The organism is Paenibacillus sp. FSL F4-0100, from assembly GCF_037993005.1.
GTDB lineage: Bacteria > Bacillota > Bacilli > Paenibacillales > Paenibacillaceae > Paenibacillus_AQ.
Genome location: NZ_CP150303.1, coordinates 5,848,882 through 5,873,380 on the forward strand (window position 1 = coordinate 5,848,882; position 24,499 = coordinate 5,873,380).

20 protein-coding genes and 1 other annotated feature are annotated in these 24,499 nt (G+C 49.9%); of the genes, 3 read left to right on the forward strand and 17 right to left on the reverse strand.

Going from position 1 to position 24,499, the window contains the following annotated elements; all coding sequences use genetic code 11:
- Nucleotides 1-89: 89 nt before the first annotated feature.
- Nucleotides 90-321 (reverse strand) — a binding site (T-box leader).
- A gap of 118 nt (nucleotides 322-439) precedes the next feature.
- The 15 genes from tetB(58) to MHH48_RS26535 form a co-directional block, all read right to left on the reverse strand.
- Nucleotides 440-1,255, reverse strand: a complete 816-nt coding sequence (gene tetB(58), locus MHH48_RS26465; protein WP_076324216.1) for a tetracycline efflux ABC transporter Tet(58) subunit B — start codon at nucleotides 1,253-1,255, stop codon at nucleotides 440-442.
- A complete protein-coding gene (tetA(58), locus tag MHH48_RS26470) occupies nucleotides 1,252-2,283 on the reverse strand; it encodes a tetracycline efflux ABC transporter Tet(58) subunit A (protein ID WP_076324217.1) in 1,032 nt (343 codons plus the stop codon). The genes tetB(58) and tetA(58) overlap by 4 nt, the downstream gene beginning before the upstream one ends.
- 298 nt (nucleotides 2,284-2,581) lie before the next feature.
- Nucleotides 2,582-3,529 carry an ArsR family transcriptional regulator gene (locus tag MHH48_RS26475; protein WP_076324218.1) on the reverse strand — a complete coding sequence of 316 codons (948 nt, stop codon included), beginning with the start codon at nucleotides 3,527-3,529 and terminating at the stop codon, nucleotides 2,582-2,584.
- A gap of 243 nt (nucleotides 3,530-3,772) precedes the next feature.
- Complete coding sequence (locus MHH48_RS26480; protein WP_076324219.1) at nucleotides 3,773-5,170, reverse strand: family 43 glycosylhydrolase; 1,398 nt, start codon at nucleotides 5,168-5,170, stop codon at nucleotides 3,773-3,775.
- A gap of 89 nt (nucleotides 5,171-5,259) precedes the next feature.
- Nucleotides 5,260-7,002 (reverse strand): sugar-binding domain-containing protein, encoded by a 1,743-nt coding sequence (locus MHH48_RS26485; protein WP_076324220.1) that lies wholly within the window; start codon nucleotides 7,000-7,002, stop codon nucleotides 5,260-5,262.
- A gap of 66 nt (nucleotides 7,003-7,068) precedes the next feature.
- Complete coding sequence (locus MHH48_RS26490; protein WP_076324221.1) at nucleotides 7,069-8,073, reverse strand: aldose 1-epimerase; 1,005 nt, start codon at nucleotides 8,071-8,073, stop codon at nucleotides 7,069-7,071.
- Between the two features lie 11 nt (nucleotides 8,074-8,084).
- Nucleotides 8,085-9,863: a glycoside hydrolase family 2 gene (locus MHH48_RS26495; protein WP_076324222.1), complete on the reverse strand. Its 1,779-nt coding sequence runs from the start codon at nucleotides 9,861-9,863 to the stop codon at nucleotides 8,085-8,087.
- Nucleotides 9,864-9,914: 51 nt separating this feature from the next.
- Nucleotides 9,915-10,850, reverse strand: a complete 936-nt coding sequence (locus MHH48_RS26500; RefSeq protein ID WP_076324223.1) for a carbohydrate ABC transporter permease — start codon at nucleotides 10,848-10,850, stop codon at nucleotides 9,915-9,917.
- A gap of 15 nt (nucleotides 10,851-10,865) precedes the next feature.
- Nucleotides 10,866-11,837, reverse strand: coding sequence for an ABC transporter permease subunit (locus MHH48_RS26505; protein ID WP_076324224.1), 972 nt, complete (start codon nucleotides 11,835-11,837; stop codon nucleotides 10,866-10,868).
- Nucleotides 11,838-11,866: 29 nt separating this feature from the next.
- The gene (locus MHH48_RS26510; RefSeq protein WP_076324225.1) at nucleotides 11,867-13,606 is read right to left on the reverse strand and encodes an extracellular solute-binding protein; all 1,740 of its coding nucleotides are present in this window, start codon (nucleotides 13,604-13,606) and stop codon (nucleotides 11,867-11,869) included.
- Between the two features lie 597 nt (nucleotides 13,607-14,203).
- Nucleotides 14,204-15,187: a glycoside hydrolase family 43 protein gene (locus MHH48_RS26515; RefSeq protein WP_076324226.1), complete on the reverse strand. Its 984-nt coding sequence runs from the start codon at nucleotides 15,185-15,187 to the stop codon at nucleotides 14,204-14,206.
- A 308-nt stretch (nucleotides 15,188-15,495) separates the two neighbouring features.
- Complete coding sequence (locus MHH48_RS26520; protein WP_076324486.1) at nucleotides 15,496-16,146, reverse strand: SUMF1/EgtB/PvdO family nonheme iron enzyme; 651 nt, start codon at nucleotides 16,144-16,146, stop codon at nucleotides 15,496-15,498.
- A 60-nt stretch (nucleotides 16,147-16,206) separates the two neighbouring features.
- Entirely contained in the window at nucleotides 16,207-16,575 is a 369-nt protein-coding gene (locus tag MHH48_RS26525; protein ID WP_076324227.1) for a DUF4180 domain-containing protein, read from the reverse strand.
- Entirely contained in the window at nucleotides 16,556-17,236 is a 681-nt protein-coding gene (locus MHH48_RS26530; protein ID WP_076324228.1) for a TetR/AcrR family transcriptional regulator, read from the reverse strand. The genes MHH48_RS26525 and MHH48_RS26530 overlap by 20 nt, the downstream gene beginning before the upstream one ends.
- Before the next feature lie 1,130 nt (nucleotides 17,237-18,366).
- Nucleotides 18,367-18,714: a hypothetical protein gene (locus MHH48_RS26535; RefSeq protein WP_256720678.1), complete on the reverse strand. Its 348-nt coding sequence runs from the start codon at nucleotides 18,712-18,714 to the stop codon at nucleotides 18,367-18,369.
- Nucleotides 18,715-18,878: 164 nt separating this feature from the next.
- Here MHH48_RS26535 and MHH48_RS26540 point away from each other — a divergent pair, with 164 nt between their 5' ends.
- From MHH48_RS26540 to MHH48_RS26550, 3 genes are all read left to right on the forward strand, one after another.
- Nucleotides 18,879-20,807, forward strand: a complete 1,929-nt coding sequence (locus MHH48_RS26540; protein WP_076324229.1) for a serine hydrolase domain-containing protein — start codon at nucleotides 18,879-18,881, stop codon at nucleotides 20,805-20,807.
- Nucleotides 20,808-20,918: 111 nt separating this feature from the next.
- Nucleotides 20,919-21,092 (forward strand): hypothetical protein, encoded by a 174-nt coding sequence (locus tag MHH48_RS26545; protein ID WP_256720679.1) that lies wholly within the window; start codon nucleotides 20,919-20,921, stop codon nucleotides 21,090-21,092.
- A gap of 32 nt (nucleotides 21,093-21,124) precedes the next feature.
- Nucleotides 21,125-21,370 (forward strand): hypothetical protein, encoded by a 246-nt coding sequence (locus MHH48_RS26550; protein ID WP_256720680.1) that lies wholly within the window; start codon nucleotides 21,125-21,127, stop codon nucleotides 21,368-21,370.
- Nucleotides 21,371-21,474: 104 nt separating this feature from the next.
- Here the strand turns inward: MHH48_RS26550 and MHH48_RS26555 are convergent, their stop codons facing one another.
- Nucleotides 21,475-22,899, reverse strand: a complete 1,425-nt coding sequence (locus MHH48_RS26555) for a glycoside hydrolase family 32 protein (protein WP_076324230.1) — start codon at nucleotides 22,897-22,899, stop codon at nucleotides 21,475-21,477.
- Between the two features lie 2 nt (nucleotides 22,900-22,901).
- Nucleotides 22,902-24,443 (reverse strand): glycoside hydrolase family 172 protein, encoded by a 1,542-nt coding sequence (locus MHH48_RS26560; protein WP_083659751.1) that lies wholly within the window; start codon nucleotides 24,441-24,443, stop codon nucleotides 22,902-22,904.
- Between the last annotated feature and the right edge of the window lie 56 nt (nucleotides 24,444-24,499).

Genomic DNA, 24,499 nt, shown 5'->3' on the forward strand with positions numbered 1-24,499 from the left:
GTGTTAACACTCCTTCAATTCATTAATTTCCTTATAACGAAACGTCCAACTCGTTGAAAAACAAAAAATCGTCCCTTGTCTGTTATAGACATAGGGACGATTATTAACCGTGTTACCACCCAGATTGCACAAATGTTCTGCACGCTTGCCGCGCGTCATTCATGCCGCTCATTAGACGAGATATCGTTCGCCGTTTCCGCTCGGCATTACCCGAGATACTCCAGAGTGTAATTCGCTGCCTTGGTGTGTACCGGGTTCCATCATCCCCCGGCTTTCTAGAACAGGGACCAAGCTGCTACTGGGCTCTTTCAACGTATGTTGCTTATAAGATTACAGACAGTATAGTGAATTAATAAATCGATGTCAACCTGCGTTTCGGACGGATGTCCTGCTTTCCCCGGCAGCATGAGTAAACGCCGTGGGATGAGCCCCCTTGGTATCAGGTGCGGCGCATGTACGCACGAACCGTAATGGGAGCAAAGATCGCCACGATGACCACGGCGCCGACCAAGGATATCGTGAGATCCCAGCCCACGGTGCCAGCGTTGGTGAGATCCCGAACGGCTGTCACAAGATGCGAGATCGGATTCATATTGACGAACCACTGCAGCCAGCCCGGCATCGTATCCACCGGCACGAACGCGTTGGAGAGAAACGTGAGCGGAAACAGCACGATCATCGATATTCCCTGTACGCCGGAGGCGGATCTTGCAATCACGCCGCAGAAAGCAAAGATCCAACTGATGGCCCACGAGCACAAAATGACGACCAGCCCGGCAAGAGCAACGTAACCCAAGCCGCCCTCGGGCCGATATCCCATAATATAACCCATCGTAAAGGTAAGCACCGTTGCAATGGTATATCGAATCGTATCTGCCAGCAGGGCACCGGCCAGTGGTGCAATGCGTGCAATCGGCAGCGATTTGAACCGGTCGAATACGCCTTTATCCATATCCTCACGCAGCTGAACACCTGTGACGACGGAGGTCGTAATCACGGTCTGGACGAGGATGCCGGGAATGATAACGGGCAAATAACTCGCCACGTCACCGGAGATGGCGCCCCCAAAAATATAGGTGAACATCAGTGTAAAAATAATGGGCTGGAACGTGACGTCAAACAACTGCTCGGGCGTACGCCGGAGCTTCAGCAGCCCGCGGTAGGCCATTGTCAACGAATTTCGCATCGTCTGACCGAAACTCGTGCGGTTCTTGAGCTGACGTTCCGTCCCTGGCTGAATCATGGTGCTGCTCATACCCTTGCCACCTCTCTATCATTGGATTCATAAGCCCCTTGGCCAGCGTCTTCCTTCACGCCGTGGCCGGTGATCGTTAGGAACACCTCATCCAGGGTCGGCTTCTGCACGCTCATCTCGGACAAGCCGATTCCTGCCGTGCGCAGCTCGATCAACAGGTCTGTAACAAGACCCGCATTAGCCATCGGTGCCGTTATCTTTCCCGCTTCCGGCGATACATTAGCATGAACTTTGAGCACTTGTTCCACGGTATGGCGGGTGCGATCCATGTCCTGTAAATGCTGGACGGTCAAATGCAGCGAGGAAGTGCCTACCGACATCTTCAGTTCATCCGCCGTCCCCTCGGCCACAACCCGGCCGTAATCGATAACGGCGATGCGGTCTGCCAATTGATCCGCCTCCTCGAGATACTGCGTGGTCAGCAATACCGTTGAACCGGTATTCACCAATCGGCGGATCGTATCCCACATCTGGGAACGCGTACGCGGGTCAAGCCCCGTCGTCGGTTCATCCAGGAAGATGAGCGGCGGTTGGGCAATAAGGCTTGCCGCCAGATCCAGTCTTCTCCGCATGCCGCCGGAGAAATTTTTTAGCGGTCGCTTCGCGGCTTCCGACAAACCGAATTCCTCAAGCAGCTCACTCGCTTTGCGCCGCGCCTCCGTACGCCCCAAACCTAGCAAACGGGAGAATATAATCAGATTCTCCGTAGCGCTGAGCGATTCGTCCACCGACGCGTATTGACCGGTTACCCCGATCAACTGACGGACGATCTGCGATTCCACCTGCACGTCGTGTCCAAAGATTCGGGCCGTACCGGCATCCGGCCTTAGCAAGGTCGCCAGCATCCGGATGGTGGTCGTCTTGCCTGCCCCATTCGGACCAAGCACACCGTAGATCGTTCCGGTACGCACGTTCAGATCCACGCCATCCACGGCACGATTATCGCCGAATGTTTTGACTAGTCCATAAGCCTCAACGGCCAAGTCACCAGGGTTAGGCTCTATTTTCTTTCTGTATACATGCTCCATTATGATTTCCTCCTCTTTGCTAATGGATGATGCTTGAATCGTAACACCCCTATTTAAACGGAATGTAAACCGGGAAAAGAATGGGCTCTTCTTATGAAATGATTCTCAATCGATAAGGATTCACGGTTTACTCCGACTACTTCTGAGGGTAAACAAAAAAAGTGACAGCACAGAAATACCTTCTGCACTGCCACTTTTTCCTTTATAAAAACGGGAAACCTCTCCGCCCACATGCTACCGCTGCACTTGCCTTTTCTTCGTCTTCTGTTAAGCCTTCGGCCACTTACAAATAGCATGATTAAAGGTTTTCCCCATCCTGATCCATCGTATATTTTACCTGCATGATAATATTCTGTTCGTGATCCCCAAATTGGCGTCCGAACAGATTCAGCCCCCCTTGATTGACGGCATCGGGCTTGATGCCGATACGCAACCGCAATTTGGGACTCTCGGAAAGATTCAGTTCATCCAATGTAACGCCCGATACTTTCTCCATGTCCAGCGTTGTCTTCTCATGATCAACCCGCCATGTCTTGAGAAACCCGTACTGCGTTGCCCAATCGTACCACCAATTAGGGTTCAGCTTGCCGCGCCGATCCCCGAAATCGCCGGGGCTAGTCCACATGCCGATCTCCACGCCATTGACCCACACCGAAATATTCGAAGGCCAGTTTTGATCATAATTGGGTGCCTCAGAGCACATCTCCATGGATAGTTCAAGCGATTGGATTCGTGCTCCGGCTGGAACATCCATCGGCAGCAAGTATTCCAAATATCCTTTGCGCAGCCAGATGATCTGGGCATTCACATGCTTGGGGTGGTAAAAGCTGGCCGGCTCGTCTTCCTTAATGATGTAACCGTCCGCATTTGCCATTCCGCATGTAGGCGCTACTTCGCAATCGCTGTAATGGCCAATCGGCATATCGACTTCATAAACATGCGTGATTCCTTTAGGTACCGAATTTTTTAAATTTAATGCAAAATGAACATCGTCATAATTACGGCTGCACACCTTCATTGCTCCTCGCGAAGCCGGAAGCAATTCCGTATTAATTAACTCGGCTGCTTCCAACACTTTGATATTGCTCGCAACCGTAGAAACGGGAAGTTTGAGTTTCTCGGCGATTTCAATGACATTCAAGTTCTTGGAGTTCAAGAGCCTCAGAATATCCACCCTAGAGCGCGTTGACAAGGCATGAGCTACCGTGACCAGTCTTTCCGGGTCGTTAAAACCAAGTTCCAGCACAAATCCGCTCTCCTTTAAACATATTCATTACAATAATTTTACTTCTTAATGAAATGAAAAACAATCATACTGGAAAGGCTTACACCGTCCATTTTCCTGCCTCTTGCCATAGGGCATCGTATAGTCGGACGTAGAAAACCATGACTTTCATAGCCAGAAATGGCCTCCGGGGGAGAACCGGAAGCCATCCATGATCAAGCTAACAACACTTTATTTATCGACCCGCTACGCATCCGCTGTATCCTAATTGGGCGGCTTGATGTCGAAAAAGTCGATTTCTCCGTATCCCTCGCCTTTTGAAAAACGTATCGTATTCACGCCAGCCTTCAACTGAACCCGCGCCGTGGACAGCCCCCAGTTCTCCCATCCTTTATTCGTGATGTGGAACTTGCTTGCGGTACCGGCATTTACGCTGAGCATGAGATGGGACCAATCCCCCCCGGCTGTTCCATTCGCCGTTCGGGCGAGCAGAATGTATTCGCCTGCGGACGCGGCATGTACCTTGAATTCCACATAGCTCTCCCGCGTATCGATATGCCCGGCCTTCATGCCTCCCGAGCCGTTAGGGCTCTGAGATGCATAGGCGATACCTCCAAATGTCCCTTCCTCACCTTCGTAACGGATATGTGCTGCTTCGCCGGAAGGCAAGGTTATCGGAGCATTCGGATTCACCGGGACGCCGAGATTGGGCGTGTGGTCGGCATGCCACGTGAATTTCTGCATTCGAACCTCGCGGTTCCACCCGGCATTATTGTATTTGGCGACATGATAGAGCATCCAGTCCTCCGTACCGTCGGGCGACTTGGTGAACGAATGATGACCCGGTCCGTACAGACCGTTACCGGACTTGAATATAGGCTGGCTGCGTTTGCTCCATGATGCCGGATTCAGCAGATCGCTGGTTGTGCTGGCCGTGATGAGGCCCAGGCAATAGTCGTTGGTCCAGCTTCCGCTTGCCGAGTATACCAGATTGATGAGACCGTTTCGCACAATCACCTGAGGCCCTTCGTTTACATGCGGGGAATGGTTCGTTTCCCAGCTGTGGGTAGGCCTTGCGATTTCAACGCGATTCGAATCGATCGTCCAGGGATTGCTCATGCGGGCGATATACAAATTCTGCCGGACGTTGGTGTCGCCTTCCCAGCCGGACCATATAAAATACAGCTGACCGCCTGTTTGCAGCACCGTGCCGTCAATCGCCCATTTATTCGTCGGGTCCGTAATTTGGCCCTTATACTGCCAGGTTCCCTGCATCGGATCCGCCGACGTGTTCTCCATGACATACATGCGGTGATTGACGTTATCCCCGTCATCCTTGGCATAGTAGATGTACCAGGCGCCATTGATGTAATGCAATTCGGGAGCCCAGATGCTGCAGCAGCCCGTTTCGACGACCGTCGTCGGAGCTGCATCGATCGTGGTAAGCTGTGCGGACTTCCATATGGTCACATTTCCGCCGGTCGTTTTCGTGAAGTAATAGAAGCCGTCGGTGTGTTTATATACCCATGGATCCGCCCCCTCCTGCATGACCACGTTGTAGAAGTTATTTTGAAGCGTAGCCGCATGTGTCGCCTGACCCATAGGAAGAATAAGGAATGCGCATATCGTGAGCAATAATTTATTCCGGTAATTCACCTTCATCCTTCGTCACGTTCCTTTCGGATAATATGCAATCATACACCACGCAGAAATGTAACACCGCCTACTTCGATAACGGTCATGATACCGGCTCAATCTTCAATCGCGGCCTTGCGGGAATTGATGCGGCGAATCACTTCGGGATCGAATTTTGGACGTCTGTCATAGGTATACAATCCGTTCACTTCCTGCTCCACGTCGTACAGCTGGGTATAACAAAATCCGAACATTTTCGGATGATCCAGCAGCACATTCGTTAAGCCCGCATAGCGCGTTAGAAACGCTTCTTCGGAGGTCGGCCTGTCGCCGTAACCCCAGGACTTCTCGTCTTTTTGGTCCGGATTCCACCATATGCCGCCATATTCGCTGATGAAATAAGGCTGGCCTTCATACTGCTGCCGATTCGGGAAGCTATTGTACACCTCTCCGCCGTTCTTCATCGGTTCATATCGTTCCTTGAATGTCTCCGGGTTCTGGTCGTAATCATGGATATCGAAAATATCCGTCACGACATGGAAGTTACCGCTCGTATCAATGACGGGACGCGTCGGATCCATCTTTTTCGATACTTCGTACACAATGCGCAGCACTTCGTTATTTTGCTTGGCGCCGTCACGGTCCCATGTCTCGTTAAAAGGACACCAGCCGATGAGAGCAGGATGATTGAAATCGCGTTCCATGCCTTCGAGCCATTCTGGGAGAAAATATGACAGCCCCTCCGTTGTGGTAATGTCCAATCCCCAATTTGCATGTTCTCCCCACACCAGATACCCTAAACGGTCCGCCCAGTATAGAAAACGCGGTTCAAACATCTTCTCGTGAAGCCTTGCGCCGTTAAAGCCGAGTCCCATCGAAATTTCGATGTCTTTGCGGAGATCCTCATCGCTTGGGGCGGTGTAGACCCCATCCGGATAGAAGCCCTGATCCAGCACAAGGCGCTGAAACACGGATTTGCCGTTGATGCGGAAGGCCATGCCGCCCAGCATGACGGTTCTAAGCCCGAAATAGGATTGGACCGTGTCGCTCACCTGATCCCGTCCTTGCAGGGTTAATTCCAGATCGTACAGCCTGGCCTGACCCACCTCCCACAAGTGAACCTCCGCCAATGGAATGGTAAGTTTGACGGACGGCCCGGATACGACCGCACTGGCGTTCCCTACAGGTTTTCCCTCATACAGAGCGGAGGCGCTCAGTTTATGTCCCACAGCATTTCCGCATATCTTTACTTCTAGGTGCGCGCAGGCATTATCGGGATCACCCACTATTTTCATGTCGGACAAATAGGCCTCCGTCACTCGCTCCAACCATACCGTCTGCCAAATCCCCGTCGTACGGGTGTAATCACAGCCATGCGAGTGAAACCGCCCGCTTTGTTTCCCGCGCGGCTGGCGTCCGGAACGGACGTCGTCTTCCGCACAGACGGTAATCACGTTCTTGCCCGGTATCACATGCGACGTAATATCAAAGCTAAAAGGCGTATATCCTCCGCGATGCATTCCTACGGATACACCGTTTACCCATACTTCCGTCTCGTAATCCACAGCTCCGAAGTGAAGCAGGATGCTGCCTTTCCATTCTTCAGGCACGGTAAAATCGCGTTTGTACCATACAGCTGCCATGAAATCCTTATATTCAACGCCGGACAGCTTACTTTCGGGGCAGAAGGGAACGGTGATCGTTCCGGATAGATCATGTCCCGGCTCATGGAATCCGCGCTCCTTCCCGCTTTTCCCATGATCGATTTCGAATTGCCAAGCACCGTTCAGATTAATCCATTCAGGTCTTACCCATTGCGGGCGGGGGTACTCCGGACGCGGCAGTGTTAATTCTGTCATGTTTAACTCCTTCTTTTAGGTTTAATTTGTCGGTATTTATCTGTTACCCGGCTGTCACCTATGGCTTTAGCCTCGGCTTCCCTTCACGTACAGCCTGCTGGTCTCTTCCCAGATTTCATTTGGCTCAAGACTGAAACACCCGATTTCTTCGGCTTCCATGTCCATATTGGGCGCATTGACCAGATTGATCTGCGGCTCAGGACAAAAGAAACCCTCGGTCGCTTCGTTGTTCCAGATCATCCATTGTTTATAGGAGGTGCCTACGTCATAAACCAGCGTCAGTTTCTCCGCCCGATCGGTAAGCTCCATCCGGTTTCTTCCATTTTGAGCTACAGCGGTATAATGATTGTCCATACTTTCGAAGAAGGGGTAAACGCCTGCTCCTTGCATGACCTGCTCGTTAGCGGACAGCTCCTGATAGGATCCGGTGGGCAGCATTCGCCCATCCAGCTCCCACCGCTTCCCGACGGTCAGCTTTAAGCGGTAATCCCGGGCGTCGCCTCCATTGGTAAATGGCGCGTTGATGGACGTATGGAACGCCAGCAAACACGGCATGGCTTCTTGGCCTGTATTGGTAATCGTTACCCGCTGGGATAGCCCCTGCCGGCTTAAGCCATACCGAAGCTGAATATGGAACCGGAACGGGAAGCTTTGGAATACCGGATGCTGTTCATCCACGTGGACAGACACGGTCACATAAGCTTCCTGCCCGGAATGCCCGTATTCATCGACCTCCCATGGAATGTTGTACAGAAATCCATGCAGATGATGACCGGTTGCCTCTTCATTGACCGGCAGCTGATGGACTTTGCCGTTCCACCGGAACTGGCCGTCTTTATAGCGGTTCGGGGGAAACAATACCGGAATGCCATGAATTATCGGCCTTGCTTTGAATCCCGGCATTTCCTCCGACGTCGGCTCATGCAGAAACCGATAGCCCTTATCGAGGTCCCTGAACGATATCAAATTCCCGCCGATATCCGGAAGCATGATGGCCTCATAACCCCCGGCTCTCAAATAAACTGCTCGCTCGTTATGGTATACGCCTTCGTAGGCATTCGTCCCTTCCATTTCTCCTCCTCCTATTTACCCGTCATGATGTTGCGAATGGTTTCAAGCGGCGCCTTCGGCTTACGGTCATACGTCAGCAAACCGTTGATTTCCTGCTCAACATCCGTCAGCTGCGTATAGCAATATCCCTGGATCACCGGGGATGAAAACATCGGATCCACTACGGCCTTGAGCCGGATCAGGAAGTCCTCCTCGTTCTCGGCGCCGGAATACCCCCAGCCCTCCCAATCGCTCTTCTTAAAGGCTATCCCGCCAAACTCCGATACCAGAATGGGTTGGCCTTCGTAAGAAGCACCGCCGACGAATATTCTCCGGTTCGCCGGCATGGCTTCCACCGCGGAAGCGGCTGTTGCATACCGCTCCTCCAGCACTTCCTGGCGGCTCTCGTAGTCATGAATAGTAACCAGGTCGGTGGTCATATGCTCCCACCCGTCGTTGTAAACAACCGGCCTGCTCTCGTCCAATGACTTCGTTAAATGATACATGGCAAGCCCATGCTGCTGCTGACGCTTATCCATCTGAACATTGGGAACGCCCCAGCTCTCATTGAGCGGAACCCAGGTGACGATGCAAGGATGGTTATAGTCCCGCTCGATGATCTCCTGCCATTCCGCCGTGAAGCGGCGAACATATGACTCGGAATATTCATACGCGTTAGCCGCCTCGCTCCATAACAGCAAGCCGAGCTGGTCGCACCAGTACAAGAACCTCGGGTCCTCCGTCTTCTGGTGCTTTCTCACGCCGTTGAATCCCATTTCCTTCGCCAGCTCCACATCGCGCTTCAAAGCCTCGTCTGAAGGAGCCGTCAGAATTCCCTCAGGGAAATACCCCTGATCCAGCACCAGCCTTTGGAAATACGGGCGGTTATTCAGGCACAGCTTGCCGTTCTCGATCGATACCTTCCGCATCCCGAAATAACTGGATACTTGATCGACAACGTTCCCATCTTGAACAAGGCGAAACTCGATGGTATACAAGTTCGGAAACTCGGGGCTCCAGAGGCGTCCCAGGCCATGATCCGTAAAATCGCTCAGTCCTATAGTCCGGAGCTGTTCCGCATTTCGGATCGTATACTGATCCTCGGCAACCAATTCACCCTTATACGATATGGTGATCTGCAGCTTAAGATCCTCTGTAGATTTATAGCCGTCATGGAATGTCCGGATGCGAATTTCGTTCCGGTCAATGTCAGGCGTCATCATCGCTTTGCTCAGATGTACCGAGGATACCGGCTCTATCCACACACTCTGCCAGATGCCGGTCGTACGGGTATAGAAAATGCTTGCCGAATGCTCAAGCCAATATTGTTTGCCCCTCGGCAGAGTGACGTCGCGGCTGAAATCCTCCGCCCGCAGCACGACCGTGTTGCTTCCTTCCGTGAGCGCGGCCGTAATGTCCGCTTGAAACGGCGTATGCCCTCCTTCATGCATGGCCACCAAATGCCCGTTCACCCACACTTTGGCCATATAATCCACGGCCCCGAAATGAAGCACGATCCGTTTCCCGTTCCAGTTCTGCGGGATTTCAAACGTTCTGCGGTACCATACCACATCATGAAAAGAAGGATCTTCAATGCCGCTCAGCCTGCTTTGGAACGTAAAGGGGACGTTGATCTTCCGTGTAAAGGAAGCCATCGCTTCCGCCCGATACCACCCTTCATCCTCGCCGATGGTTTCATCATCAAAACGGAAATTCCATTCGCCATTGAGGGTTAACCACTCTTTGCGCTGAAACTGGGGCCTCGGATATTCGTTGCGAACCGTTTGTGTCTTGCTAACTTCTGTCAACATGATGCAACTCACTCCTAATTATTCAATCTCTCTATCTACTCGTTTGAACGTCTAGCCTTTGATCGAACCCACATAAACGCCTTTCACAAAATACTTTTGCAGGAAAGGATACACCAGCAATATAGGCACGGTCGAAACTACTATTGCGCAATATTTAACCAACTCCCGGAAAGCCGTCGAGCTCTGAGCACTGTTAATGACAACCCCGCCCGCGCTGCCGATCGTGGTGGCCGTCGAATCATTAGCGACCAGGATTTCCTTCATGAGCAGCTGTAACGGGAACAATTCCCTATCCTTCAGCAGGACCATCGCGTTAAACCAGGAGTTCCAATTCCCGACCAGATAATACAGGAAGATAACGGCCAGCGTGGCTTTCGACAGTGGCAGGATGACCGTGATCAGAATATTGGCCTGGCTCGCGCCGTCAATCAATGCCGCTTCTTCCAGCTCTCTCGGAATCGATTGGAATCCGGTTCTTAAAATGATGATGTTCCAAGTGCTTAAAGCGGTCGGCAGAATCATCGCCCACAGATTGTTGTACAAGCCGATGTCCTTCATTAACAGGAACCAGGGAATCAGCCCTCCGCCAAAAAACATGGTGATCGTAATTAAAATCATGATAAAATTTTTGAAATACAAGTCCCGCCTGGAGAGCACGTATGCGCCTAATATCGTCATGACCATATTGACCAAGGTGCCCAGTCCAACATAAATGATCGTATTCATGTACCCCTTCAGCAGGCTGTTGTCTTTAAACACCAGCTTGTAACCGTCGAGCGTGAACCCCAGCGGCTTTAACAATACCCCTTTATGAGCCATCAAGGCGCTGGGATCGCTGACGGAAGCAAAGAAGATATGCAATATGGGATAAAAACAAACCAACGTTAATGCGGTTAACAGCGTATAGTTCGTGAAGTCGAATACGCGGTCCCCTATGCTTTTATGCTTCCTTCTTCGTTTCACTTTGAGTTGCTTGATATCCTCCATAGCCTTCCCTCTCTCTTACCATAAGCTGGATTCAGATCTGCGCTTCACGATGGTATTTGTCATCCATAACAGCCCGAAGTTCACGATGGAGCTTATTAATCCGACGGCTGTGGAATAACTTAGGCTCGCTTCCCTCAAGCCCCTTCGGTAAACATAGGAGGCGATGACATCCGCCGTATCATAGATCAAAGGATTATAGAGCAGGATAATTTTCTCGTAGCCGGAGGCCATCAATCCGCCGATCGCAAAGATAAACAGGATGATGATGACCGGACTGATCTGAGGCAGCGTAATGTACCACATTTTTTTCACCCTGCCGACCCCGTCGATATCGGCCGCTTCATATAATGATGGATCGATGGAGCTCATCGCAGCCAGATAAATGATGCTGTCCCATCCGATGCTCTGCCAGATTCCGGAAAAGGTATAAATCGGCCGGAACAAATTGGAATACCCGAGAAGGGATGAGTAGTCTTTTCCCGTTATGAACGAAAGCAGCTGCGTAACGACACCTTCATTGGCCGTAAAGATGTGAATGATCCCGCACACAACCACCAGTGAAATAAAATGCGGCATATACGTAATGGTTTGAACGGTCCGCTTAAACTTGGAAGAACGAACTTCGTTCAGCAGCAATGCCAAGATGATCGGTGCCGTAAATCCAAACACGATGCCCCACACATTCAGCAGGAGCGTATTCTTGACCACTCTCCAAAAATAGGGTCCGGAGAAAAAATCGATGAAATGCTTGAAACCCACCCAATCGCTATCCGCGAAGCCCAGCAAAGGCTTGAAATCCTTGAATGCGATCATGACGCCCCACATCGGCCCGTAGCAGAAGATAATGAACCACGCCACGACGGGAAGGGCCATCAGATAGACGAACCAATTCTTTTTCAGGTCCTTTTGAATCAACCGCTTGGCATTCTTGGGCTCCGAGGGCGTCCGAACATGGTCTATTTCCCTGTTTTTCCGTAATATCTCCATGAATCAACCACCTGTTCTTATTATGAAAACTATCGTTGGTTATACCGATCCAAGGCTGCTTGATGGAGACTTAAGAATTCGTCCAGCCCCATGCTCTGCGCTTCCTTCAAAAATTTATCGTAAGCATCGACCGGCAATTCGCCCATGATGATCTTCGCAAAGTATTCTCCGCGCAGCGTCGATAACTGGTTTCCAAGCTCGGCTTCGCGCGAGGCTTCGTCTTTCGTAAACGTGATTGGCGGCATCGCCATGCTGGTATCCATGTTTTCCGTCCAATTCTTTCGGATATCTCCGGAATAACTTCCTTTCGCCGAGATCAACGGGTTGGCATGATGCTCGTCGCGGATATTCGGCCAACTGTGCCAGCGGTATTTCCAAAGTGTGACGTCTACCGGCTGACCGTCCGGATCATTGTAGATGTAGCTGTTTTCAGGATAATAAGGCATTCCTTGTTCATCCACCAAATGCACCGTGCCGTACTCGCCAAAGTTAATGAGCTCCCAGCCTTTTTTGCTGAAGTTGAAATCCAGCCATGCCATTGCAGCTTCGACATTTTTGCTCTGGGTGGTGATGGCCGCACTGGTTCCGGTTCTTTTGAAGTTTTTATAGGTGGTCGAGGATTTGTCTCCTTTGTTAAGTACAGGATTCAGCGCCCCCACGAAATCAATATCGTTCTGCACTTTCCAATAGCTCCACATCGTATCCGGTGAGTCCATCATCACGGCCGTATCATCGGATATCGCGCTAGCCATCCGTTGATTGAAATCAGCGGTTGCCCAATCCCGATTCAGCAAACCTTCCTTGTTCCACTGCTGCATGGTCGCGAGATATTCCTTGGCTTTCGGCTGCGCAGGACCCCATGCGACCTTGCCGTTCTCATCCAGGAAGGTCCAGTCCCAGACGCCATATGCACCATTAATGATGCCGGTAAAAATTTGACCGTACGTCGATCCGTAATTCAGTGGAGCTTTATATCCGACTTCCTTAGACTTCTTCAGGAACTCATACCATTCGTCTATTGTTGTCGGGACTGGAAGTCCCGTCTTATCCAGCGCTTCCTGCTTGATCAGCGTTCCGAACCAGATCCATTCGGAATACGGGGCGATGCCGTAGAAGCCCAGCAGCCTGCCATCGTCGGTCACGGTCGTTTTTCTTCTCGTTTCGTCCGAATTGCGCCACGCTGTATAGTTGGGAGCATGCTCTTCCATCAGGTCGGTCAGATCGAGGTAAGCGCCGTCATTCACCCCCGCTTCAAAGCCTCCCGGATAACGACCCGGGTCAATGATGATGTCCGGCAGCTCACCGGAGGAGATCATCAAGGTAAAGGCATCGGCTTCCTGCCCGACAGGCGGCGTAATGAAGTTCACCTTAATGCCGGTCAGTTTCTCCACCTGCTTCTGAACCAAGTGATTATTCATATCCGGGATGTTGGAGTTGGCAGGCATCCATACATCAAGCACCACATCGCCTTTGACGGGATAAGCGGAATAATCGCTAGGAATGACTTCTTCGAAAACGTCGCCAAGGTATGTATCATTCAGCGTGCTGTTTACCTCGTCAATTTGTTCCTGCGTTGGTGCTTTGTTGCCGCGTATGTCCCCGCTAATATCTTCAAAGGTCACCTCATTCTTCTCTTTGGAGACGCCCTCCTCCTGGGTTACGGTATTATCGGGCTCATTCTTTGCTTTACCGCTGCAAGCGGTCACCATCGAAATGATCAATATGGATATGAATAACAGAGTGAAAAAACGCTTCATCGTTCTGTTCATGCTTAACCTCCCATGATATGAATAATTGACGAGCACCCCCAGCATTAGCGCCGAGAGGATCTATATTCCGTAGTTTTTAAGGGGCGCCAGTTTAAAGCTTGCTATCTACCATTCTTCAATCGTCGGAGTGTCTAAGCACCCCCGTCTGAAATGCTGCTCTTCCTCATCACCATTCCAATGGATCCCCTTTCACATGTAAGTTGACGGTATTACCAACCTCTACGCGTCCATTTAATACAATTATCCTGTATCTTTAACCGAAGTATAAGCATATATATTTATCTTGTCAACGCTTTCATACATAATTTTTGTAACTAAAGTGAGTCGTTTTTTCAAATACATGCTTTTAATTTAGGATATCGGAAACGATAAATAATCACACATTCCTTTATACAAAGGGATTTTCGTTTGAAAAAACACGACTTTTCGTTATGGATTTGCAATTCCTTCACGTTTCACTCTTATCCGTAATAAACCCCCATTCATTACACAAAATCCGTAATGAATGGGGGTTTATATAAAATCCTATGAATGTTCACTTCATCAGTGCGGCATTTGCCACTCCTTTGCCGTCATCATCATTCTTCTCGGCAGTACCTACTCGTTTATGTTATGAATCCGCATACATGATTCTCCGGACGGTATCGGTATGGCCTCCGAATCACTGGCAGGGACACCGAAGTCCGGGGTTCCATCCGGCTTCCAGTCGAACTTCTGGATGCGGGTCGATCGCAAGGCCGTATCTGCTCCAGGCGCTGGAAGCGCATGGTAGACGATCCAGTCCTCCTTGCCATCCGGTGATTGCGTGAAGCTGTTATGGCCGGTGGCATACACCCCGTTTCCCACGCTTTTGCAAAATACAGGCTCCATGGATTTAGTCCAGGAAAGCGGGTCCATCGGATCTGCGGTTTCATCCATCGTGAGCATTCCCAGCGCATAATCCTCAGACCAGGTGGTGCTGGCCGAGTATACTAGGAAGATGCGGCCGTTTCGCTGAAGGATAACGGGACCTTCGTTAATGGCCATTCCGCCTTGTTTTTCCCAGGATAGAGTCGGGGCCGTGAGCAATACATGGTCCCCCGTCAAGGTCCAAGGGTTCGACATTCTCATGATGTATATGGCGGAACCGTAGTCCGGGAAATGTCCGTACCCGGCATACAGGAAATAAAGCTGATTCCCTAAGGTCATGACTGTACCGTCCAGTCCGGGTACAGGGGTTGGCAGCGCGCCCTTCCACTCCCATTCGCCTTCCATCGGATCAGGCTCCACGTTCTCCAGCACGCATATTTGGCGTGACTCGTCGCCTCCTCCATCATTTGCCGTAAAATAAATGTACCATTTGTTATCCAAATGATGAATTTCCGGCGCCCACAGGTTATAACTATAGCGTCCGCCGGCTTCCGGAGACCAGATCGTTTTCTTCCGGCCCTCCGCAAGGCCTGTCAAGGTCGCGGATTGCGTCAACTCCAGACGATCGCGTCTCGTCGACATAAAATAGTAATGGCCGTCCGTATGCTTCCATACCCAAGGATCGGCTGCTTGCTCCACAATCGGATTATTGAATGTTGGTCCATGTGGCATCTTCTTATCCCCCTCATCCTTCAATTTTCTGTAACCTGAGTAACCACTGCGGCGATACCAATGATGACTCCCACTAGCTCCTCCACACCTCCCGCAAAAAAGTTAAACTCATCTTACTGATGTCTTCCAGCGTTGTCTATAAGCAAAAACAAGAGGTATTTTATGTTATATTATCTAACATATAGGGGGGGGTGGATGTATTGGTTCATGAGGAAGGGAACCCACTCCGTTGGGATCGGTGCCAATCGGGAGTCCGTCCAGAACACTATTGTCGAACGCAAAAAAAGCTAATCCATTAAGGATCAGCTTTACTGTACAATGGATCTTGCCAGACGAAACCCGAGATCCTCAATCCGAAAGGTCGGGTGGCTACGACGGCGGCATGTCGCCCCACAGCCCCTGGCCTCTTCCGCCCAGCTTCCGCCGCGGAATACTCTGTATGAGCCGTATACGTCCGGATCGTATATATCCCAACACCATTCCCACACATTTCCGAGCATATCGTAAAGCCCCCAGGCATTCGGATGCTTTTTGCCTACCACATGCAGGGCACCCCCGGAATTCCCTTCATACCAAGCGATGTCATCAAGCTCTCCGTAACGATAGCCATCACTCCCGGCCCTACACGCATATTGCCATTCCGCTTCCGTCGGTAGGCGGTACCCATCCGTCTCCCAGTTGCACACCACACGCTCACCATCTTCCGTGGCCGAATAACACTCGTCTAGACCTGAGTGCCGAGATAGCATATTACAGAAGTGAATCGCATCATTCCATGATACATCGACGACCGGAGCCTGCATGACATCAGTGAATTCTGCCGACTGCGACATAAGCGAGAAATATAACGCCTTTGTAACAGGAATCGGTGCAAGCTGAAAAGCATTCACTTCAACCGCCCACGAAGATTTGATTCGGTCGTCCCTTAATTGAATTTCGCCTGCTGGAATGTCTACCATCGGATATTCTTTTGGATTAAACCCTGGTACTGACAACCGTCTTCCTCCCGCTTTCGTCTCTTAGTTCAACCTGCTTAACCGTTCAATTCCCTGTTGTTCACTCGGCAAGAAAAAGAAATCGTTTCCCTTATTGCATTCATATATGAAGTCTTGCAAGCTTTGGCTTGGATAAATAGAAAAATTTCCGATAATCGCAACCTTTACATGATAATTGATATACTTCTGAAGGATTTCGCCTGCAAGGCGCGTCTTCAAATCAAAGAAGGCTTCGCTAAATATCGACTGATTCATCACCAAACGATGGCTGCCCGTTTCATATTGCACGGTTGCCATAAGATCCAATGCGGATTGGACATCCTTTATCAATATTTCATTGCTGCTTACGACCGCTATGGTTCCTCTATCTGTTTCAACCTTCTCGATATCCATAGTTCCCTCCTGTTTGGGTAAGTCTTCTTACATAATCCTCACATATGTACCGGTTATCGCCGCCGTTGGCCGGTGGAACGTTCGCTACTCTAAAGAAGCTCAGACCTATAACCATCGCCATCAGCCCATAGGCAGCGCTGTGGGAATCCTCAACGGACATCTGTCCCGTCCGATTACCGTAATCCATTATCTTGGTGATGCCTTGGAGATCAGTCTCGTAACTCTTCGATACAACTTCCTGCAAATTGCGATCCAGCATGGCTTTTGAAAAAAACTGCACAAAGAGTTTGCCTTGATCGGCATGCGGGATATACATCTTCTCGACCCCATCCAGCTGCGACACATTAATCGTTTGATCCTTGTCATCGGTGAGCGGGGGAAGCATAAACTTCAGGGCAAGATCCATCATTTCCCCCGATGTCATGGTATGCTCAATGCCTGATTCGATCTTCAGTCCATAGTACGCCAAGAACGACTTGAAAGCTTCGATCGTCAATTGATCCTTATTCTTAAAATAATAAGTGACAACTCCCTTGGAGCAGTTCGCATGATCGGCAACCTTATCCAGGGTCATGCCGTCAATCCCATACATGCTGATGCAGGTTAACGTGGCATTAATGACGTCTGCCCTGCGTTTTTGTTCCATCCCTAATTTAGGCATGATTTCTTCACCTGTATCTTTTATTTTTATTTATACTGAACAGTCGGAATAAAAAGAGTGTACACAATGATGGCACATATTGTCAATGAGGGTTTATTGAATCGATAGCCAAGCTAAATGGGTAATTCCTACCGTCCATCAGGGTTCCACCATACTGGCCCTACTCACAATTACTATTTCGAGCGATAGAAAACGAATTGATTATAGCAGTAACGGGTATTACAAATCCCGATAAATTCCGGAGGGAATATTTTTGATTAGCCAGATGAATTAATTCAACTGATCTATGGCTTGGATTGCATCCCTGTACACCGTCTATTTGATCGGACAATTCTTGTATGGCAATTCGGAAGTTTTCGCTCGGGGTTACCCAGCATGGTATGCCTGGGGACTCTCCTCTCTCCCCTTACTTTCGCTGGCCGGGGCTGTTATCTTGGGTGTCCGGACATTCTGTTTTCAGAAATCCAATTCCGGGAAACAGCAGTTACGAGCATGCTTCTCTGCGATGACGGTCATTCTATGCCTGTTCTATACAGCATTTTTGTTCTATTGGAACATGCTCTCGTTTCATTACTCATAGAACTGGAAAACATATTTGCACGAACGCCACCATTTTTGTCGTACTAGTTATAACTCCTGCGTCATCGCGGAAACTGAGAAAATCATTTGAAGAAAACAAAAAACATGGAAGAACAATTCCATGTCTTTCAAAAACATTTCCTTCAGGAATGGGGCTGCTATTGCATTAATCATCGATCAGAACATCGTTATAACCAATGACCAACGAGATTTTCTGGTTATCCGCCAGAGATACCCCCTGAGAAATACGGGCCTTTAGCCGGGCATAAAGAATCTTTGGAGTTTCCCATATACATGCGGAAGTTTCATTGCACCTGCCTACCCTACAGCGTAGTCTGCCAAGTTGCTGATGCCGATAAACATATCAACAAACATTTAGTCAGCTATGAATAAATTTCTTGCCTTAAATAAAGGTGAGTTTATTCCACTGCTCCAGTCGCGCCGATCCGAAGGTCGACCTCTACTTGAAAACGAGCTCGGGTCTTCGCCCCAGTTATCCTGAGCCGCCTTGTATAAAGGATAGTGATATGCTCTTGCATACAGACCGAATCCTACTTCTCAATGCTTTTCTTCATTTCCTTGCTTAATTTATAAGCCATTTCTTCGGAATTTTCCAAAAGCTCATATTCAAGAGACTTTTCTGTAATGCTGATAAACGAGTTTATCTTAATGTTGTATTGGAACCTGCCATCTTCATGAGTAGTCTTAATCTTTACAGAAACGTCCGCTATACTAAAACTCACCAAGTCGGTATTAAAAGGTAATTGTTCTTGTATTCGGTATCCGTATTCTTCAAAGTCGAAACAAGGAAATGGAACAAAAGCTCTTAAGTTGCGAACTTTCGCTTCTTGAGAGCTTCTTTTATTCAGCCAGTCTAGACGCCAATGACCGTGGATCAAGCTCACCTGACATAATTAAGGAATAATTAAGGATTGGCTAAAGATAGAATTAAGAATTGTTTTTTAGGATAGAAATGCACCGGATACCTAATTATGCAACTTGTCGACAAGAGAATAATCGTTATTCGTGTTAATACGGCACTGAAAACAGGAAGGAGAACCATATGAATACGAGAATGCGAAACCCTATCTTTGGGTTCCTGATAAGTGTACTGCTCTTAATCGTCTTTTCGGTTCCAACCTATGCGGCGGATACAACTTATGTCGGGGAAACCCCTTCGGGAATTCCTTACGATCGGCTGGAGCAGGAGATCGACAGCTACGTAAACTCCCATATAGGAAAATCGACCCCAGGCGCCGCAATTGTGGTAACCAAGGGTGACAAGGTTATTTTCTCCAAAGGCTATGGTTATGCCAACATCGAGAAAAAAACGGCAGTCGATCCCGCCAATACCGTGTTTGCTTATGGATCTATCAACAAAGCGTTCGTCTGGACGTCCGTGATGCAGCTGGTGGAAGCGGGCAAGATGAAGCTGGATCAAGATATCAGAGCTTATTTTCCCGAAGAGTTCGCGAAGAAGCTGCGTTATGACAAGCCGATTACGATGTTGGACATTATGAGCCATACGGCCGGTTATGAGCAGCATCCGCTCAGTACATTTACTCCGTCGGCGGAGAATCTGACTTCACTTGAAGAGACGCTGTTGTCTTCCCAACCGCAACAAATCTATGAACCCGGCAAAGTGATCGCCTATTCCAACTTTGCCACCGCCTTGGCCGGTCTGGCGGTCGAGAAGGTCAGCGGGGAATCTTTCTCCGACTATGAGATGAACCATATTCTGCGTCCGCTGGGAATGAACCGCAGTTCCGGCCATCCTATGCTGGGTGATCACCCGGATTTGCAGGAAACGGAGGCAATAGGTTACGCAGTGAAGGAAGAGGGTGGTTTTGAAGCGAGAGCACACTTTTATGTTCCGTTATATCCTGCGGGAGCTATGGAAGGAACCGCGGAAGATCTGGCCCGATTCGTGATGGCGCTGAATGTCCCGGACAGTCCGCTGTTCACCCGGCCGGAGACCGTGCAGAGTATGCTTTCCCGGAGCTACACGCCGAACGAGGAGATTCTGTCGAATGCGCACGGATTCTGGGAGTACCGGGCTGAGCCTCATGTCGTTGGACATAGCGGGAATGTGAAGGGATTTTCCGGCAATTTTGCCGTCGTCCCCGATGAACAGCTCGGCATTGTTGTCTTGACGAACACGGAGATCGAGCAGAAACTCACCTCCGGCATCATCAATCTGCTGGTTCAGTACAAGACAAAAGCACCCGAAATTAAGGTCCCGGCGGCCGATTTGTCGCCATCCGGCAAATTAGCCGGCTATTATGTGCAATCGGGAGGTACCTACACCACTTACCACGAGCTCATCAATTATCTGGGTTTAATTAAGGTGAAGGCCAAGGGCGAGCATGATCTTACTCTGAGCGTGATGGGTTTATCAGGAGTTTTAAAGCAAATTAGTCCGAATGTTTATAAATTCGACAAGTCCGATGATCCAAGATTTGAAAGATTGGCGCCGATCCTGTACGCGGAAATTTCGAATGGTCAAGTCGTGCGCTTAAGCAAAGGGATTGCAACGGATATTTTGCCGATCAAGGGAAGTCGCTCGATCCCGGCACTGATATGTTATCTGGTGTTGGCCGCAATCGCTGTTTTGTTTTTTATACTTGCCCCGCTGGTGATGTCGATGCGATGGCTGATACGGAAAAGAAAAGGAAGTCCGTCCGCATCCGCAGCCCATCGTTTGCTGACGGCCGCTATCGTGTGCGGGACGATTCTGACAGTCCACATCCTGTATCTGCTGGCGAATGCCTTGATCAACGAAAACGTGACGGTAGGCCAGATGAACTTTGGTGTCGCCTTGAACTGGGTACTGGCCATCCTCGTCGGTATGCTGATTGCGCTCTCTTTTGTTAAAGGCAAACATCAACCTGAGTCCAAATGGATTAAAAGAGTCCGGATCGGGGTGGGAGTACTGTACTCCGGCTTTGCACTGCTGCTTGCCAATTGGCACTTCTTTCATTTTATCCCATAAACGAAGAGTTGGAAATCTGCTTGTCCTAGTGGAGCCGCCATGTGCACTGAGCATTAGAAAACGGAACAAAAGCTCTTAAGATGCGAACTTTCGCTTCTTAAGAGTTTTTTTATGGAAACAGTCAAGACACTAATGACATGCTCCTCGACTCCGCACACCGCATTGATCGCGGTCTCCATTCCCGAAGGATGGCGTTTTACCGAGATGTACATGGTCATTTTCTACGCGGCCCTGATCGCGATCCCAAAAGAAATAGAGGAAGCCGCAACCATCGACGGCAAGTGAACCCTGTTGCCAAAAGTCTCATCACTGGCAGAATGCATACAATTGGACTCGTTTTATCAGACAGTACGGACGACGGCGATTATTTTGAAGACTTATACTTCCTGCATTTTGCCCAAGTCATCAAACATCAATTAAAAGCGTTGGGATATAAGATTATCTTGCTGGACTTTGAAGAAATCTTCATGAATATCCAAATGGTCGATGGAATCATCGTCAAAGCGACCATGGATACGGTCAGCGCATCGAACCTGTCGAAGAAGTATTTCCGACAGAACTGATGGTTCGGCGAACCAGCTAGGTTGTTTTTTAGGAATGCAATCCGACAATAATTCAAAAAAGTCGAGCAGGGAACGATGAGGTCCCCTGCTCGACTTTTTCTATCTTATCCTCTGGTCTCGATTTTTACATCGCTGAATTGAGCACTGCCCTGACTGACGAACAAACCGAGCTTCCCATGCTGGATATCGTACATTCTGGCACTCATCGCTATGTTCTCATCCACGTAAATTTCGCAAATCGATCCGTCCATAAACACATTGATTTCGTAGGAACGTTCAGGAATAAGCTCAATCGGACGTTCCAGCTCTACCTCATAAGGGAACGTCTTGCCTCCCTCTTCCGACTGCATAATCGCGCCCCGGAAGGTAAGGCGGTTTCGTTGCGGTTCCAGCGTGACATAATAGGCCACATCCAAGGTGTCTTCTGTTCGGAGCAGGAACCCAAGTCCTTGTGTTTGCTCGGAGAATGAAACACTCGCGGATATCTTGCATTGATCCGGCAATTCCTCCCGGGTCGTGCAGCCAGCAAACCCATACGGCGACTGACAGGAGAGCGAGCGATCCGAATCGAGCCACGCTCCCTCAACACGGTTAAAACGCACGAGCATCGGTTCTTTAAATGCAGCATCGACCGTATCTGGCACTTTGACGCCGAGGGTGCCATCCGGACGCTGCACGATTTCATGCACGATCAGGTTACCGCCCCAATCCCAAGTGTCGTAATCCTTGCCAAGGGACTTGGGCGGATTCCAGCCGAATAAATCGTCGTTTTTTGTCGGATTCCAACCGAACAGGTAACGATTCTGTCCGTCAGCCACGGATTTGGCCGCATAGAAGGCCCGCCCGTCAAACGTATCCTCTTTCGGGGTAATCCAAGGGCCATTCAGACTACGGCTCATTCGGTAAAATGTTGCAAATCTTCCCGTATAAGAGGAGTAGATCAAATACCACCAATCCCCGATCCGGAACAAATCGGGGCATTCGTGAGCCCCCACGTGCAGATTCGGCGCGTACAGGGGTTCGCGGTACTCCCAGGCTTTCAGATCCTTGGATGACAGCAGCGCAGTGCACCCTTTCCGATTGGTCGGCCCTTTCGCCATCGCCGAAAGCAGCATCCAATATTGTCCTTCTTCTTCATTCCAGAACACGAAGGGATCGCGCCAATCGGAAAGCTCATAGATGCGGTCGTCAGCTGCAAAGGTATCCTCGGGAATGGGCTCCCAGGTCTTCAAGTCTCTGCTGATCGCATGACATACCAGCTGCTTGCCCGGTGGGAATATGCAATAGAACATATGGTAGATACCGTCCACTTTCAGAATATGACCGGTGCCGCCTTCAATCTTACAGGGTCCTTCTTCCCGATAATTGACGAAGTCCTTCGTTCCAACAAGATACCAGCCGTGATCAAGGCCCTCCCGGTAGTTATCCCGCCAGCCGTGCAGATAGAACAGCTTAAACTCCCCGTCTTCATAATAGGGAATAACGTCCCCTACCCAGGCGTTCTCCGGTCGATAGTAAAATTCCTTCATCTTCATCCCTCCTGATGGTTTAAGTGGCTTAATCGTTCATCCAAGGAAACGGGCATGGTCATGAAGGGAACATTGTCGCAAATATGAAATCGGTTGACTGAGGTATGTCCGTTCGCATCCAGTTCGATGTGCGGCTGGCTGGCGAAGGCACTGTCAAACATCGGGAAAGGCGGCTCGGCCGCCCAGGCATAGCCAATATAATCCTCGCTGCCCGTTCCGAACGTGGATGGAAAGGATTCGCCATCCACGAAAAACTTCTCGTCTCCTTCTCCCCACCACCAGTCAATCGTTTTTCGATCCCAAAGCCCGTACCACCAGGTTTCGGCTTCCTCATCCGGTTTCTCCCAAGTATTGTACACATGCAGATGAACGCCGCAGAACCTTCCCCGGCCTTTCGTCAGCAGCAGAGGCCAATCCGGCCAGCGATCTCCGCCTTCCTTGAAGCGCTCCGCATCCAGATCCAGATAATCATCCCGATGCCATTTGGAATGAAAACGCAGGAGGTTGTCCGCATGAGACTTGGATAGAGGAGTATACAAGATCTCCGCCGAAATCTCGCATGCCTCCGTCCCGTCATTTTCAATTTCAATCCTGGCCCCTTCCGAGAACGGCATGTACCAATAACTGTACATTTCATGTTCATTCATACCGAGAGGCAGAGAGCGGTACGGCTTGATCCCGGGCGCACTGCCAAAAAAATCACCCAACGGAGCCCATACGGAAGGGGTTTCTTCATTGTCCCATTTCATTGAGATGGCCAATTGCCTGGCCATGATCCGCTGCTGTTCCTCGCTTTTTCGTCCAAGGTCTGTCCTCATCCGGATCATGGAAATAGCACCGGCCCCCTGTGTATCAAAAAGTAATGCCTTTCCTCCTGCCGGTACGGATACCGTAACGCTCTCGCCTGCAGATCCTTCCGCTTTCAAGGAAGAATAGGCTCCCCTTTGCTGCAAAATCCGGTCTGCTTCAGCCAGTGCAATCGCCGCTTCCTTGTCGATCCTACCGTTAAAGGACGGCAGTTGGACCCCGGCAGGGAAGGTGGTGTAGGTTATGTGATAATAAGCGCCCCAACCTTTATCCAGCAGCACCTTGCAGTGTTTTTGAAACGGGATGGGGATAAAGCAGTTTCTTCCACGAGACAAAGTAGGCGACAGATTCGGAAAATTGGATGGCGGCCCTTCCTGATTGAATTTTTCAAAATAATCTCGGAAGGGCTGATCGATCACGGGGGTATCGGCATGATCAACATAAATCCGGATATGTCCATCCTCGGGAAGCGCGGACCAGAATCTCCAGATGACGCCGGGACCGTCCAGTTCCATGGCGACGATGCTGTCTCCTTCCTTACGAATGAAGCCTCCTCCGTCATCATTGGCGCCCCAATTCTCGTATAAGCCTGTCTCGGCATTGTAAATGGAGCTCCGGTCAAAGCTTGAGAAACACCCCGATTTCTCACCGGCCTGCGGTGGTACAGCCAGAGCTTCCAGATCATATAATCGCTTCACGAGGTCTTGATACGTATAAACCTGCTCAGTTTGATTCATGTTAGTCTCTCCTTTGTACCTGCACGTTTTCTTGGTTATCTGTCACTTTATCCAAA

What these genes read in the sequence shown, in the direction of transcription:
- MHH48_RS26480 (WP_076324219.1), bottom strand. Translation starts at nt 5,170, where the DNA reads ATGAAGGTGAATTACCGGAATAAATTATTGCTCACGATATGCGCATTC.
- MHH48_RS26485 (WP_076324220.1), bottom strand. Translation starts at nt 7,002, where the DNA reads ATGACAGAATTAACACTGCCGCGTCCGGAGTACCCCCGCCCGCAATGG.
- MHH48_RS26490 (WP_076324221.1), bottom strand. Translation starts at nt 8,073, where the DNA reads ATGGAAGGGACGAATGCCTACGAAGGCGTATACCATAACGAGCGAGCA.
- MHH48_RS26495 (WP_076324222.1), bottom strand. Translation starts at nt 9,863, where the DNA reads ATGTTGACAGAAGTTAGCAAGACACAAACGGTTCGCAACGAATATCCG.
- MHH48_RS26500 (WP_076324223.1), bottom strand. Translation starts at nt 10,850, where the DNA reads ATGGAGGATATCAAGCAACTCAAAGTGAAACGAAGAAGGAAGCATAAA.
- MHH48_RS26505 (WP_076324224.1), bottom strand. Translation starts at nt 11,837, where the DNA reads ATGGAGATATTACGGAAAAACAGGGAAATAGACCATGTTCGGACGCCC.
- MHH48_RS26510 (WP_076324225.1), bottom strand. Translation starts at nt 13,606, where the DNA reads ATGAACAGAACGATGAAGCGTTTTTTCACTCTGTTATTCATATCCATA.
- MHH48_RS26515 (WP_076324226.1), bottom strand. Translation starts at nt 15,187, where the DNA reads ATGCCACATGGACCAACATTCAATAATCCGATTGTGGAGCAAGCAGCC.
- MHH48_RS26520 (WP_076324486.1), bottom strand. Translation starts at nt 16,146, where the DNA reads ATGGTAGACATTCCAGCAGGCGAAATTCAATTAAGGGACGACCGAATC.
- MHH48_RS26525 (WP_076324227.1), bottom strand. Translation starts at nt 16,575, where the DNA reads ATGGATATCGAGAAGGTTGAAACAGATAGAGGAACCATAGCGGTCGTA.
- MHH48_RS26530 (WP_076324228.1), bottom strand. Translation starts at nt 17,236, where the DNA reads ATGCCTAAATTAGGGATGGAACAAAAACGCAGGGCAGACGTCATTAAT.
- MHH48_RS26540 (WP_076324229.1), top strand. Translation starts at nt 18,879, where the DNA reads ATGAATACGAGAATGCGAAACCCTATCTTTGGGTTCCTGATAAGTGTA.
- MHH48_RS26545 (WP_256720679.1), top strand. Translation starts at nt 20,919, where the DNA reads ATGGAAACAGTCAAGACACTAATGACATGCTCCTCGACTCCGCACACC.
- MHH48_RS26550 (WP_256720680.1), top strand. Translation starts at nt 21,125, where the DNA reads ATGCATACAATTGGACTCGTTTTATCAGACAGTACGGACGACGGCGAT.
- MHH48_RS26555 (WP_076324230.1), bottom strand. Translation starts at nt 22,899, where the DNA reads ATGAAGGAATTTTACTATCGACCGGAGAACGCCTGGGTAGGGGACGTT.
- MHH48_RS26560 (WP_083659751.1), bottom strand. Translation starts at nt 24,443, where the DNA reads ATGAATCAAACTGAGCAGGTTTATACGTATCAAGACCTCGTGAAGCGA.